Origin of the sequence: Arthrobacter sp. TS-15, assembly GCF_006964045.1 — a bacterium.
Classification (GTDB): Bacteria; Actinomycetota; Actinomycetes; order Actinomycetales; family Micrococcaceae; genus Arthrobacter.
Genome location: NZ_SDXQ01000008.1, coordinates 53081 through 67265 on the forward strand (window position 1 = coordinate 53081; position 14185 = coordinate 67265).

10 protein-coding genes are annotated in these 14185 nt (G+C 62.1%); 7 read left to right on the forward strand and 3 right to left on the reverse strand.

All coding sequences use genetic code 11. The features are described from left to right. The first annotated feature begins 170 nt into the window (after positions 1–170). The gene (gene pgm / locus EU811_RS04045) at positions 171–1832 is read left to right on the forward strand and encodes a phosphoglucomutase (alpha-D-glucose-1,6-bisphosphate-dependent) (protein ID WP_223941388.1); all 1662 of its coding nucleotides are present in this window, start codon (positions 171–173) and stop codon (positions 1830–1832) included. Between the two features lie 179 nt (positions 1833–2011). Here pgm and EU811_RS04050 read toward each other — a convergent pair whose 3' ends face one another. Then, positions 2012–2617, reverse strand: a complete 606-nt coding sequence (locus tag EU811_RS04050) for a malonic semialdehyde reductase (RefSeq protein WP_024818930.1) — start codon at positions 2615–2617, stop codon at positions 2012–2014. Positions 2618–2820: 203 nt separating this feature from the next. Here EU811_RS04050 and opgC point away from each other — a divergent pair, with 203 nt between their 5' ends. Both opgC and EU811_RS04060 read left to right on the forward strand, forming a co-directional pair. Further along, positions 2821–5331: an OpgC domain-containing protein gene (gene opgC, locus EU811_RS04055; protein WP_142937226.1), complete on the forward strand. Its 2511-nt coding sequence runs from the start codon at positions 2821–2823 to the stop codon at positions 5329–5331. Between the two features lie 85 nt (positions 5332–5416). Further along, positions 5417–6772 (forward strand): uracil-xanthine permease family protein, encoded by a 1356-nt coding sequence (locus EU811_RS04060; RefSeq protein ID WP_142937227.1) that lies wholly within the window; start codon positions 5417–5419, stop codon positions 6770–6772. A 47-nt stretch (positions 6773–6819) separates the two neighbouring features. On the opposite strand, the gene EU811_RS04065 is transcribed toward EU811_RS04060, so the two are convergent. Next, the gene (locus tag EU811_RS04065; RefSeq protein ID WP_142937228.1) at positions 6820–8286 is read right to left on the reverse strand and encodes a lysozyme; all 1467 of its coding nucleotides are present in this window, start codon (positions 8284–8286) and stop codon (positions 6820–6822) included. Between the two features lie 137 nt (positions 8287–8423). Further along, positions 8424–9035 (reverse strand): nucleotidyltransferase domain-containing protein, encoded by a 612-nt coding sequence (locus EU811_RS04070; protein WP_142937229.1) that lies wholly within the window; start codon positions 9033–9035, stop codon positions 8424–8426. A gap of 293 nt (positions 9036–9328) precedes the next feature. Between EU811_RS04070 and EU811_RS04075 the strand changes: the two genes are divergently transcribed. The 4 genes from EU811_RS04075 to EU811_RS04090 all read left to right on the forward strand — a co-directional run bounded on the left by EU811_RS04075 (position 9329) and on the right by EU811_RS04090 (position 14165). Continuing rightward, the gene (locus EU811_RS04075) at positions 9329–10645 is read left to right on the forward strand and encodes an ABC transporter substrate-binding protein (protein ID WP_142937230.1); all 1317 of its coding nucleotides are present in this window, start codon (positions 9329–9331) and stop codon (positions 10643–10645) included. A gap of 63 nt (positions 10646–10708) precedes the next feature. Then, on the forward strand, positions 10709–11809 hold the full coding sequence (locus tag EU811_RS04080; RefSeq protein ID WP_142937231.1) for a carbohydrate ABC transporter permease: 1101 nt from the start codon (positions 10709–10711) through the stop codon (positions 11807–11809). Continuing rightward, a complete protein-coding gene (locus EU811_RS04085; protein WP_142937232.1) occupies positions 11806–12708 on the forward strand; it encodes a carbohydrate ABC transporter permease in 903 nt (300 codons plus the stop codon). Before EU811_RS04080 ends, EU811_RS04085 begins: the two co-directional genes overlap by 4 nt. Beyond that, positions 12708–14165 carry a GH1 family beta-glucosidase gene (locus EU811_RS04090; RefSeq protein WP_142937233.1) on the forward strand — a complete coding sequence of 486 codons (1458 nt, stop codon included), beginning with the start codon at positions 12708–12710 and terminating at the stop codon, positions 14163–14165. Before EU811_RS04085 ends, EU811_RS04090 begins: the two co-directional genes overlap by 1 nt. Positions 14166–14185 lie beyond the last annotated feature (20 nt).

Consider the following 14185-nt stretch of genomic DNA (forward strand, 5'->3'; position numbering starts at 1 on the left):
AGTGGCGCGCCCAGGGGGAACGGGTGCGCCTGCTGTGGTCTGAACGGGGAATGAATCTTTGCTGACTTGGCGGTTTTTGTCCTGACGTAACAACGCCATTCGGCGTCACAGGGGCCGGATCGGCGGACATTTCGTGTCAGCTGACGCCAAGGTCTGGCATGCTGGACCCCATGGCTAGCCGAGCGGGCACAGTTGCCCTTCCCCAGGACCTTGTTGACATCACAGCCCTGCTGGACGCGTACTTCGACGTAACTCCAGATCTGGGCGACCCTGCGCAGCGCGTGGCATTTGGTACGTCCGGGCACCGCGGATCCAGCTTGAAGGCGTCGTTTAACGAGCCGCATATCCTCGCGATCACGCAGGCAATCGTCGAATACCGTGGCCGTCAGGGCATCACCGGGCCGCTGTTCATCGGACGTGACACCCACGCCCTCAGTGAGCCGGCACAGAACTCCGCACTGGAAGTGCTAGCTGCCAATGGCGTCACCGTCCTGGTGGACGCACGCCACGGTTATACCCCGACGCCGGCGCTGAGCCACGCCATTCTCAAGTACAACCGCGAAGCCGCCCCGGGCACTCCCCAAGCTGACGGCATCGTGGTCACCCCCAGCCACAACCCGCCAGGTGATGGCGGTTTCAAATACAACCCTCCGCACGGCGGCCCCGCTGACACGGACGCAACGGGTTGGATAGCTGACCGCGCCAACCAGTTGCTTGAGAACGGCCTCCGCGGGGTCAAGCGCATGCCGTTGAACGATGCCTTGGCCGCCGACACCACCGGCAAGTTCGACTTCCTCAGCAGCTATGTGGACGACCTCCCTTCCGTGCTGAATCTTGACGCCATCCGGAACGCCGGCGTCCGCATCGGGGCTGATCCCATGGGCGGCGCGTCCGTTGACTACTGGGGCGAGATCGGCGAGCGCCATCAGCTGAACCTCACGGTGGTCAACCCCACCGTGGATCCGCAGTGGGCTTTCATGACCCTCGACTGGGACGAGAAGATCCGCATGGATTGCTCGTCGCCGTCGGCCATGGCGTCGCTGATCAAGCGCATGGCCGCCGGTGCCGATGGTACCGCCGCCTATGACATCGCCACTGGCAACGACGCCGACGCCGATCGCCACGGCATTGTGACACCGGATGGTGGTTTGATGAACCCCAACCACTACCTGGCCGTAGCCATCGATTACCTGTACCGGAACCGTAGCGGCTGGAACCCCGAGTCTGTTGTGGGCAAGACGCTGGTTTCGTCCTCCATCATCGACCGCGTTGCAAGTGGGCTCGGCCGCAAGTTGGTTGAGGTTCCCGTGGGCTTCAAGTGGTTCGTGCCTGGATTGCTTTCCGGTGAAGGCGCGTTCGGTGGCGAGGAATCGGCCGGAGCATCCTTCAATAAGCTCGACGGCAGTGTGTGGACTACGGACAAGGACGGCATCTTGCTGGCCCTGCTGGCGTCGGAGATTACAGCCGTCACCGGCAAGTCTCCTTCACAGCTGTACAAGGGTTTGACTGACCAGTTCGGCGCGCCTGTTTACGCACGCATTGACGCTGCGGCCACCCGCGAGCAGAAGTCCAAGCTGGGCAAGCTCTCCGCCGCGGACGTCACCGCGACTTCCCTTGCAGGCGAAGAGATCACGGCCAAGCTCACCGAGGCTCCCGGCAACGGCGCGTCAATCGGGGGCTTGAAGGTTGTCACGGAGAACGCCTGGTTCGCGGCACGGCCTTCCGGCACCGAGGATGTGTACAAGATCTACGCCGAGTCCTTCAAGGGTGCGGATCACCTGAAGCAGGTCCAGGAAGAGGCCAAGGCGTTGGTGGACGGCGTTATCGCGTAACTTCCTCAAATCTTCTCTCACATTCCAGCCTTAAATCCGGGTCCCTCTCTCCCGGGTGGAAGTGATAGAGCATTGGCCCCAAACCCGAGGGATGTGAGAGAACGTCCAGAGGGTCGCCCCGTTAAGGCAAAACGCCCGCTCACACGAAAGTGAGCGGGCGTTTCTGCTGCGCGAAGACTCTAGACGGTGCGCACAACGTCGTCGTAAGCGAACTTCGGCTTGGCTTCGCCCCAGGCGTCCGGGCCGGGCTGGCCGATGTTGACCACCAGGAAGCTCTTCTGGTCGCCGGCCGGGAAGAATTCGGCGTCGATTGCGGAGAAGTCGGCACCGGTCATCGGGCCAGCGGCGAACCCCAGCGAGCGCACGGCGAGGATGAAGTAGCCGGCCTGCAAGTGAGCGTTGTTGTTGCCCGTAGCAGCGGCGAAAGCGGGGTCGGCGTCGTACATAGCCTTGGGCGCGCCGTAGGCGGGGAGGAACTTGTCCCACTGGCCCTGCCAGTCGGTGTCGTAGGACAGGATGGCAACCAGCGGGGCGGACGCGGTCTTGGCCTGGTTGCCACGCGAAAGGGTGTCCACCAACTTGGCGCGGGCCTCGTCCGAGCGGACGTAGGTCACGCGGAGCGGCTGGGAGTTGAATGCGGTGGGGCCGAACTTGGTGAGCTCGTAGATGGCGCGGGCCTGCTCGTCGGTGACCTCGCCGGCGAAGCTGTTGGCGGTGCGGGCTTCGGCAAAGATGGCGTCGACTGCTGCGGCGTCGATGACTGCTTCTTCGTGTGCAATCGTCATGGGTAAACCTTTCGCTGGGCCTGACCCTGAACCGGCCGGGCACTTCTGCTTTCCATGGTTGCAACTTCAACTTCCGTTGTCCTCTTCCCATGACGGCCCGTGACGTTGGGCACAGCGCAAATGTCGGTAGCATCGTGCATACGAGCTGCCACCCGTTGTGGGGGACGTTCAGCCGTGGGAATGACGACACCAGAAGGGGCCTGATGCCTACCTTTCCCTTAGCGGCCCGCCAGCGGGCACTGGCTGTTCTTGTGGTGCTTTTGGTGATGTTCCTGATGCCAACCGGGCAGGCGTTGGCGTCCACGCAGACACTCGGTTCCGAACAGCAGCAGCCTGGCGTCGAGGATCCTGGAACACGCTTTTTCGGGGCTTTGCTGGACTGGGACAAGGACTCAGCTGCGGATTACGCCCAGCGACTCGGTACGCCCGCGGCTTTGTACGGCCAGAACGTGTCCATGCCCGTGGATGACGGCGGCCGCGAATATTTGAAGGGTTACTTCTCCCAGATCGCGGACCAAGGCTCGCACGCGCTGCTCACGGTCCGCCCCGGGATCGCCCTGAAGGACATCAACGACGACGTTGCGTCCGCTTTTGCGCGTCAAATCACGACGGCGGCAGCTGGCTTTCGAGGGAAGGTCTTCATCCGCTTCGCACCGGAAATGAACGCCCCGTGGGTCAGCTGGGGACAGGAGCCGGAAGCTTATCGAGCTGCTTTCGACAACGTAGCCGCAGCACTCCGGTCCACCCTGCCGGATCCGGAGATGGTGTGGTCTCCCACAGCTGAGAAGGATTACCCGTTCCAGAGTGCAACGTCTACGCCTCCCAAGGGTGTGCCCTTGGGATCGGTGGACACGAGCGGTAATGGCGTGTGGGATCAGGATGACTCCGCTTTTGAGCCGTACTATCCGGGCGACGACGTGGTGGATTGGGTTGGGCTGTCCGTCTATCACGACACGACGGGCGCCGGTAAGGCCAGCAATACGCTGCCCACGGCGGGTGAGTTCAATGAAGCCCTGCACGTATCCAGCGGGGGAATTTCCAGCGGCGGGGCTGGGACGGACAATTTCTACAACACCTATGCACAGGCCCGCGGCAAGCCTCTCTTGGTTGAGACGGGGGCTTTCTACTCGCCCGGAGCCGGTGGCGCTTCTGAGCTGGACGTCAAGCAAACGTGGTGGCACCAGGTCTTTGCCTCGGTGGCGGAGCCCGGTAATGGGGCGGTCCGGGCTGTGGTGTGGAATGAGACCACCGATGTGCGCGAACCAGGGCGGGTGCCCATTGACTGGAGGAGCACTGCTGAGCCCCAGCTGGCCACCCCGTTCCGAACCTCGTTGGACACCTCAGGCCTCACCCTTGGACCCGTCACTGAGAAGGGCCTGGACAACGTGCCCGGCATTGAAGCCCCTCAAGCGAAGAGTGGGACGGTCATACAAGGCTGGGCGGCGTGGGCTTCGGCCGGGTCTGTGCTGATTGCTGTGGCGGCATTGTGGCTGTTGTCCTCGCGGGCTTTCGCCAGTAAATGGTCCTACACAGGCACGGGTAAGCGTGATGCGCGGATCGACATGCTCCGGGGCCTGGCCATCGTGTTCGTGGTGGTGAACCATGTGGGCATCAACTCCGTTTTCCAGCTGCTCAGCCAGGAGACCTTGGGGGTGGTTTCCGGTGCGGAGCTCTTCGTCATGCTCTCCGGTGTGGTCCTCGGCATGGTTTACGGTCCCCGGATAGCCACCGACCTGGGTGACGTTGTGGACGGGACCACCAAGCGCGCTTGGAAGTTGTACTTCACAGCCCTTGCCGTGGTGTTGATCGTGTACGGGCTGAGCCTGCTTCCTTTCATTAACGCCGCAGCAGTCACCACCTTCACGGATCAAGGAACCGGCGGGGCAGGCCGCGCAGCGGCAGGCACTACGTACGATCTCTACGCCGGGATGGAGGGACTGCTGCAGTTCCCCGTCCCGCAGGGTCTCATCCCGGCTCTGCTGTTGCTGCAGGTTGGGCCGTGGCAGTTCAACATCATGGGGCTCTACGTGATCCTGTTGCTGATTAGCCCCCTGATCCTCGTTGCGCTTTCCCGCGGATTCACGTGGCTGGTCCTCACGCTCAGCGTAGGCCTCTACACAGCGGGATCAATTTTCCGTTTCCGCCTGCTGCCGTCGCAGTTCGAGGATTCTTTCCCGCTTCTCGTGTGGCAGCTCTTGTTTGTTGTGGGGATGACTGCCGGGTTCTATCGGCGTCAGATCATCGAGTGGTTCGGTGACCCGCAGCGGCGCCTGCTTCTGGGAGTTTGCATCTTCCTGGCCGCTGCCTGTGCCGTGTTCTCTTGGAGCGGCCCTTACCTGACCAATCAACTGGACGTTAGGCTCGCGCTGATCCCGGAAAGCACGTTCAGGTTCGTCTACGACACCTTCTTCAGTAGGACCTACCTTGGCCCGGGGCGGGTGCTCAACGTCTTCCTCATCACCATTGCCCTGTACGCATTGTTGAGTGCTTTTTGGAAGCCGTTGTCTCGTGCCGTGGGCTGGTTCTTCATACCTCTGGGCCAGGCCACGCTGTACGTGTTCATCATGCACGTGTTCTTTATTGTGGCCATTGCCAACATCCCTGCCCTGCGGGACGGAAACCTGTGGCTGAACACTGCCGTGTACATCGCGTTGCTTGCCACACTGTGGGTAATGGTCAAAACAAAGTTCCTGTTCGGGCTGGTTCCCCGCTAGAGGCCAGCATTCGCCGCCGCCCCAAGGTCCGCATTGGCGGTAATGTTGCACCGAATCCCAATACTCTTCTGAGGAAGGCCCCGCCATGAGCATGCTCGGCATCAAATGGAAGCTCCACGGCAACGGCAAGTCCATCCGCCCCGGCCACGTGGTGGCCCCCGACGAGCGGCTCGCCTGGCCCCTGACCATCGGCATCGGCATGCAGCACGTGGTTGCCATGTTCGGCGCGACGTTCCTTGTCCCCATCATCACGGGCATGCCCCCGGCCACCACACTGCTCTTCTCGGGTATCGGCACGCTGCTGTTCCTGGTGATCACCAAAGGCCGGGTGCCCAGCTACCTCGGTTCGAGCTTCGCATTCATCGCCCCCATCATGGCGTCCCAGCAGCAGTACGGCGTGAGCGGCGCCTTGGGCGGTGTGGTGCTTGCCGGCGTCGTACTGGCGCTTATTGGTGCGGTGGTCCAGAAGTTTGGCGCCGAATGGATCAACCGGCTAATGCCGCCCATTGTCACCGGCGCGATTGTGGCGCTGATCGGCCTGAACCTCGCGCCGGCCGCGAAAGCGAACTTCGACGCCGCTCCCGTCACCGCGCTGATCACGCTGGTCACCATCATCCTGGTTTCCGTGCTGTTCCGCGGGATTCTTGGCCGCCTGAGCATCCTGGTGGGTGTTGTGGTGGGGTATCTCGTGGCGATGATGCGCGGCGAGGTCAACTACGAAAAGATGGACGCCGCCGCGTGGGTAGGCCTGCCGCTTTTCCAGACACCCGAATTCCACATCGGCGTAGTGGGGCTGTTCGTTCCCGTGGTGCTGGTCCTCGTGGCCGAGAACGTGGGGCACGTGAAGTCGGTGGCCGCGATGACCGGCCAAAACCTCGACGGCGTCTCCGGCCGCGCGCTGATGGCCGACGGCGCCGCGACGGTACTTGCCGGGTTCGGCGGCGGTTCCGGTACCACAACGTATGCGGAGAACATCGGCGTCATGGCCGCCACCAAGGTCTACTCGACGGCGGCCTACTGGGTGGCCGGTATCTTCGCCATCCTGCTGAGCTTCTCCCCGAAATTCGGCGAATTGATCGCCACCGTTCCGGCGGGCGTCCTGGGCGGCGCCGCGACCATGCTGTATGGCATGATCGGCGTGCTCGGCGTGAAGATCTGGGTGCAGAACAAGGTGAACTTCTCCAACCCGATCAACCTGACCACAGCCGCCGTGGCTTTGATCATCGGCATTGCTGATTACACGTGGACCATTGGCGAGCTGAAGTTCACGGGTATTGCCCTCGGTTCAGCCGCTGCCCTGGTGATTTACCACGGCATGAAGGGGCTGGCCCACTGGCGCGGGACTGTGGCCGAGCCGGAAACCGAGACGGCGGGGCTGCCGCCAGCGGTGAAGTCGGCGATGAACGCTGCGGCCAAGAGGGGCGGGAAGAAGGGGAAGTAGGGCTTCCTGCCGGGACCTGCGGATGAGGTGTGGATCCGGGAGCAGCCTTACTGGTCCCCAAACTTGGTGTCGAAACGGCTCATGAACGCGGCCATGGCATCGCGGGCCACCGGCTCAAAAGGCCTGTAGGTCTTGGTCCCATTGGTTTCGTTCCACCCGGAACTGATGCCACTGCTCGCCAGCCAGGTGATCTGCTTGTAGAACGGGTTGGTGGTGTCAACGTCCGCAAACGGCGACTCCGCTGGGGCATTGAACTCCGGCGAACCGGCCAGCCTGTACATGAAGGCGGCCATGGCATCGCGGGCTACCGGTTCAAGCGGGCGGTACGTCTTGGTCCCGTTCGCCTCAACCCATCCGGTACTAATGCCCTTGCTGGCGAGCCAGGTGATCTGCTTGTAGAACGGGTTGGTGGTGGCTACGTCGGCAAAGGGCGACTTGGCGGGGGCCGTGAACTCCGGGCTACCTTCCAGGCGATACAGGAAAGCAGCCATTGCATCACGGGCAACAGGGGCCAGGGGCCGGTAGGTCCTGGCTCCGTTGGCCTCGGTCCATCCGGTTGAAATTCCACGGGACCCGAGCCAATTGACTTCGGTGGTGAATTGTCCGCCGGTTATGTCGGAAAAGATGGGGCCTGGGTTGCTGGCGAAGGCTGCCAACTGCTGGACAGTACCGTTGAAAACATTCTGATCACCCGGAAACACGCCTGAATCAGCGTGCTGCCACAGGGTGTAGGCCTGCCAACCCGCGGGCAGCTCTCCGGGCGTCGCTGACCACCTCGCGATGTGCAGCGGGTGGTTGCCGAATCCATTGGCCCTACCCGTGCAGGTGTTCCACCAGTCCGTAGTGGTGTAGATGGCGGGAAGGCGCCCGGTTCGCGACAGGATGGTGGTGGAGAAGTCGGAGATCCACGAAACCATTTGACCCGGGGTCATTCCGTAGCAAGAGCTGCCGTAGGGGTTGTACTCGAGGTCCAACAGCGCAGGCAGTGTTTCACCATCAGGAGTCCAGGCTGCACCGCTCTGCAGGAAATAGCTGGCTTGAGCGGCACCGGAAGACGCGTTGGGAAGTGCGAAATGATACGCGCCACGCAGCATCCCAACCGAAGCTGCCCCGGCGTACTGGTCGGCGAAGTACGGGTTGCTGTATTCGGTTCCCTCGCTGGCTTTGACGTACGCGAACCTGGCCCCGTTTTCTGCAGCCTTGGTCCAGTTCACCACCCCTTGGTGGCTACTGACATCCATTCCGGGCACCCCCGGCAATGATGAGGCGGACTCCGTGGCCTGAAGGGAGAACAAGTGGCCTGCGCTTTCATGACCAGGAATTGTAGATCCCATGGCGTGGTCGTTCTGGACTGTGGGCGATTCATCGGAAGCGGTGGCCGGCGTCGCACCGGACGCGATGAGAAGCATGGTGGCGAGCAAGGCAGCGGCCGTTTTGGTGCCGGCAATCCCTTGCGGCCGCCGTTTGGGTGACGTTTCCGGGGTGCTTGGGCAGCTGGGCGTGGAGAGTTTCATTCGACGATTCCTTCGGCATGCGGGAGGAACCGGCGCCCCCACGTGGTTCAGCCCAGCCTACTATCCAAACTAAAGGTCGACGTCGAGGAAAGCCCGCGAATCCTCTAGCCGCGCACCCGCATCTGACCTCGCCGTCACTAGGCAGCCGCCGCATCAAGCAGGCGGCGCGACAACCAGTGACGGTCACCGTGAACGTGGACGCCTTCCCTCATAATCGAGTCGAATATCGGTGCCGCCCGCACTTCGGCCGCTTCGTAAATCATCGGACGAACGTCGTTGCCGGTAAGGCGGTACACGTCCACGGCCAGGTTTCCAATCTGCTCATATAGGTCGTCGTCAGCACCGTCATGAATGATGAACAGCAAGTCGATATCAGAGTCATTGCGCATGTCTCCGCGTGCCGCTGAACCAAAAAGGGTTACCTGCAGCGGGCGTTCAGGCCATCTCAATATTGCGCGGGAAACAAAACGCATGAATCGATCCCTGCCCCGGGATGCTTCTGCGATGACGCCAGCGAGCATGTGGGATGAATTCAGGGCGTACTCGGTTCGGTTTCCGACTTGGATTCCCATCACAATGCCGCCCTCTTGAAGGCGCTCCAAGCATCGCCGAGTGCCCGACACAGAGGCTTGGATGCCGCGGTCCCGAACCAGATGCCCGGGTGTACTTGGACGACCGTCAGCCAATGCCATGAGGACATCAGCCTCAAGCGTCGGACAAATCGCCCTCAACGGGTTCTGCAGCTGCATGTGGCCTCCTAATCGCTTCTTATTGTACGCGATTTTTCAAACTTCCAGCCGCCCCGGAAGTGATCATCGAGGGACGGATTCTCGGCGACATGAGCCACCCAAAGCCCCGAGAGCTAACCCTTCGAGGGACGGGCACCGAGGACCCGGCTAAGTGGTCGCCCGAAGACATAGAGCACTTCTCAGAGAGCGCTCTCTTGACGTACGTGACTTGCAGCACATACATTGGTCCCACATCCCAGAGAGCGCTCTCTCGCCATTGGCGTACGGTCGCTCGAACACACAAAGGAGTGATCGTGGAGTTTTCACGACTAAGGAAATTCACTGCCCTGGCGGGCGTAGCCTCACTGGCCCTCGTAGCAGCGGGCTGCAGCGGCGGAGGCGATAAGGCAGCGAGCGCCGACAACCCCGTCACACTGACCGTGACCACCTTCGGCACCTTCGGATACGACGACCTGTATGCCGAATATGAGAAGCAGAACCCCGGCGTCACCATCGAGGCCACCAACATCGACCGTGGTTCCAACGCCCGGACCGATGCGTTCACCAAGCTCGCCGCAGGCTCCGGGCTCAGCGACGTCACGGCTATCGAGGAAGGCTGGCTCGGCTCCATCATGGAGGTCTCGGACCAGTTCGTGGACCTCAAGGAGCACGGCGCAGAGGACATCAAGGGCAACTGGGTGGACTGGAAGTTCAAGCAGGGCACGGACCCCAATGGCCGTGTGATCGGTTACGGCACGGACATAGGACCGCAGGCACTCTGCTTCAACGGCAAGCTCTTCGAGGCGGCGGGCCTGCCGAGTGACCGCGAGAAAGTCGCGGAACTTTTCGGCGGCAAGGACGGAAGCTGGGAAACGTACTTCAAGTTGGGCCGCCAGTACAAAGAGGCCACCGGCAAGGCCTGGTATGACCAGTCCGGCTTCGTCTGGAATTCCATGGTCAACCAGATGGACGAGGGTTACTACACCAAGGACGGCAAGCTGAACGTCGAAGGCAACAAGGAAATGCGGGCTAAGTTCGACATGCTCGCCGCCGGAACCGCTGATGGTCTTTCCGCCAACCAGACCCAGTTCGACTGGGGTAACGGCAAGGCCTTCGTGGACGGATCCTTCGCTACCCACGTTTGCCCGGCGTGGATGCTGGGCACCATCAAGGGCCAGCTCGAGTCCGCCGGCGGCGGACCGGCAAGCGGCTGGGATGTAGCGGATGTCTTCCCGGGCGGTGCCTCCAACTGGGGCGGTGCTTTCCTCTCGGTTCCCAAGACCTCCAAGCACCCCGCTGAAGCAGCCAAGCTGGCAGCATGGCTGACCGCACCTGAGCAGCAGATCAAGCAGTCCGCTGCGGCGAACAACTTCCCCAGCACCCTGGAAGCACAGGCAAAGATCGTGGAAGCGGCAAAGCCGAACGAACTGTTCAACAACGCTCCCTATGGCGCCATCTTTGAGTCCCGCGCTGAAGGTGTGATCGCACAGTTCAAGGGTCCGGATGACTCCGTGATCCAGGAGAACGTCTTCGGTCCGGCCCTCAAGATGCTCGACTCGGGCAAGGGCACCGCAGATGAGGCTTGGAATGAAGCCGTCAAGCTTCTCAACGACCTCGTGGTCAACAACTAGCAGCACCCGGCCGTGGGGCCTCCGGGAAACCGGAGGCCCCCTCACAGAGTCTGAGACCCGACCATGACCACCACCCTGAATCGCCCGGCAGCCGGCAGAGCGGCCGCCACCAAACCGAAACCGACGTTCCGCCAACGCCTGAATGTCTTCGACATGAAGGCATCCCCGTACTTCTATATCGCACCGTTTTTCATCCTGTTCGCCCTGGTGGGGCTCTTTCCCCTGGGCTACACGTTCTTCGTTTCCCTCTTCGACTGGCACCTGCTCAAAGGCCAGGGAGAGTTTGTGGGATTCCAGAACTTCGCAGAGGTTCTTCAGGACAGGTTCTTTTGGAACTCCCTGTTCAACACCGTCAGCATCTTCCTGATTTCCACCATTCCCCAGCTGATCATGGCAACCATTATTGCCGCGGTGCTGGACCAGAATCTCCGCGCCAAGACGTTCTGGCGCATGAGCATCCTGCTCCCCTACGTCGTGACTCCCGTGGCTGTTGCCATGATCTTCACCAACATGTTTGGCGAGCAGTACGGGCTGATCAACAACATTCTGGCCAGCTTCGGCATTGACCCCGTTATGTGGAAGAACGACACCCTTCCCAGCCACATCGCCATTGCCACCATGGTGAACTGGCGCTGGACCGGCTATAACGCCCTGATTCTCCTGGCTGCCATGCAGTCGGTGCCGCGGGATATCTATGAGTCCGCAGCGATCGATGGCGCCGGTTCGGTCCGGCGCTTTTTCAGCATCACGCTGCCGAGTATCCGGCCCACCATGGTGTTCGTCATTGTCACTGCGACCATTGGCGGGTTGCAGATCTTCACGGAGCCCCGGCTGTTCGATCCGGTGGCGGCGGGGGGAACGGCACGACAGTTCCAGACCACCGTGCTGTACCTGTGGGAGATGGCCTTCCAGCGGCAGAACTTCGGCAAAGCCTCCACCATCGCCTGGCTCCTGTTCCTGATCATCCTGCTCTTCGGCATCGTGAACTGGCTAATCTCACGCCGCATCGCCACCAACGGCGACGATCGCGGAGCAGCCAGCCGCCGCCGTCGTAAGCGCTCTTCCGCGGCGAAAGCAAAAGCGCACGACGCCGGCCTGGCCGCCCAGGCGGTAGCGGCAGAACCGGTAGCGGCACCAGAATCAACCCCGAGGAGCGGGCAATGACCCTCACGCAAAACCGACCACAAGCGCCGGCTCCGCAGCGAACCTCCCGGTCCCTGACCGCCAGGAAAGCACTCTTTGGCAACGGCCGCCGGCCCGGGTTCCTCACCTATGGGTTGTTGCTCGCCTTTTTCCTGGCATCGGCCTACCCGCTCTGGTGGTCCGTGATCATCGGCAGCCGCTCCAACGAGGCCCTCGGGGAGACGTGGCCGCCGTTGTTCCCGGGCGGCAATTTCTGGACCAACGTCGGGGAGGTCTTCGACACCGTCCCGTTCTGGCTTGCGCTGGGCAACAGCGTGCTGATCTCGGGCATCATCACCATTTCCGTGGTGGGATTCTCCACCTTGGCCGGATATGCGTTTGCCAAGCTGCGCTTCCGCGGCCGCAACTGGCTGATGGTAGCGGTGATCGCCACTATGGCCATCCCCACGCAGCTCGGCATCATCCCCTTGTTCATGCTGATGCGCACGCTGGGCTGGACCGGTGAGATCGGCGCCGTCGTGATCCCTACGCTGGTCACGGCGTTCGGTGTCTTCTTCATGCGGCAGTATCTGGTGGACGTGATCCCGGACGAGCTGATCGAGTCGGCGCGCATGGATGGAGCGTCCATGATCTCAACGTTCTGGCATGTGGCACTCCCGGCCGCGCGCCCGGCCATGGCCATCCTGGGCCTGTTCACGTTCATGACGGCGTGGACTGATTTCCTGTGGCCTTTGCTGGTGCTCGACGCCGGCAATCCCACCTTGCAGACGGCGCTCAGCCAACTGCAGTCGGCCCGGTATGTGGATTACTCCATAGTCCTGGCCGGCGCCGTCATGGCAACACTTCCGCTGCTGGCCCTCTTCGTCGTGGCGGGACGACAGCTCATATCCGGAATTATGCAAGGAGCAGTGAAGGGCTAATGCCATTCGAAGCAACAACCCACCCAGCGATCACTCCCTTTAACAGGGTGTGGCCCAAGGGCTTCCTTTGGGGCTCGGCCACCGCCGCAGCCCAGGTGGAAGGTGCCAGCCACGAGGGCGGCAAGGAAGATTCCGTGTGGGACGCTTTCGCCCGCGTTCCGGGCGCCATTGCCAACGGTGAAACGTTGAAGGACGCGGTGCGGCACTACCACCGCATGCCGCAGGACGTCAGGATCATGAAGGAGCTGGGCCTGGATTCCTACCGGTTCTCCACCAGCTGGTCACGCGTCCGTCCCGGTGGCCGGGCCGCGAACGCCGAAGGCCTGGACTTCTACTCACGTTTGGTGGATGAATTGCTCGACGCCGGCATCCTCCCTTGGTTGACCCTTTACCACTGGGACCTGCCGCAGGCGCTGGAGGAGAAGGGCGGCTGGGCCAACCGCGACACCGCCTACCGCTTCGTGGACTACGCCAACGACGTCTATTCGGCACTGGGAGACAGGGTTCAGCACTGGACCACCTTGAACGAACCATTCTGCTCCTCACTCCTTGGCTATGCGGCCGGCGTGCATGCTCCGGGCCGTCAGGAGCCGGATGCTGCAGTGGCGGCAATCCATCACCAGCACCTCGCCCACGGCCTGGTGGTCAATGAGCTCCGGAGCCGCGGCGCCCAACAGCTGGGGATCACGCTCAACCTGAGCAACTCCATCCCACGGGATCCTTCCGATCCTGTGGACCTTGACGCCGCCCGCCGGTTTGATTCGCTGCAGAACCGGATCTTCCTCGATCCGATTCTCCGTGGTGTTTACCCGGAGGACACGCTCAACGACCTTGAGCAGTTCGGCATCCGGGACGTCATCAAACCTGGCGACCTGGAGATCATCGGTGCTCCCATCGACTTCCTGGGCGTCAACCACTACCACGATGACCTCATCAGTGGTCACCCCACTGATGAACACGGCGACGGCCACTCGGGCGGCGCAACCCGCCCGACGTCGTCGTGCTGGATTGGTTCGGAGGACATCGCATTCCCCAGCCGCGGCCTGCCGCGCACGGCCATGAACTGGGAGGTCAATCCGGACGGGCTGCGGAAGCTCCTGGTGCGCCTTGGCGAGGAATACCCCACGCTGCCACCGCTGTACATCACCGAAAACGGTGCCGCTTACCACGATGTGGTCAGTCCTGACGGAGCAGTCCATGACGCCGAGCGGACCCAGTTCGTGCTGGATCACATCACGGCCGTGGGCGAGGCGCTGGACCAGGGCGCCGATGTGCGCGGCTACTTTGTGTGGTCCCTCCTGGACAACTTTGAGTGGTCCTGGGGCTATGGCAAGCGCTTCGGGGTGGTTCGCGTGGACTACGACACCTTTGAGCGCACGGTCAAGGACAGCGGACTGGCATATTCGAGGGTCATCGCCTCGGCCAAGGCATCGGCCGACGCCACTGTGAACGCCTAAAGTAGCCTTCAAAGGCATAC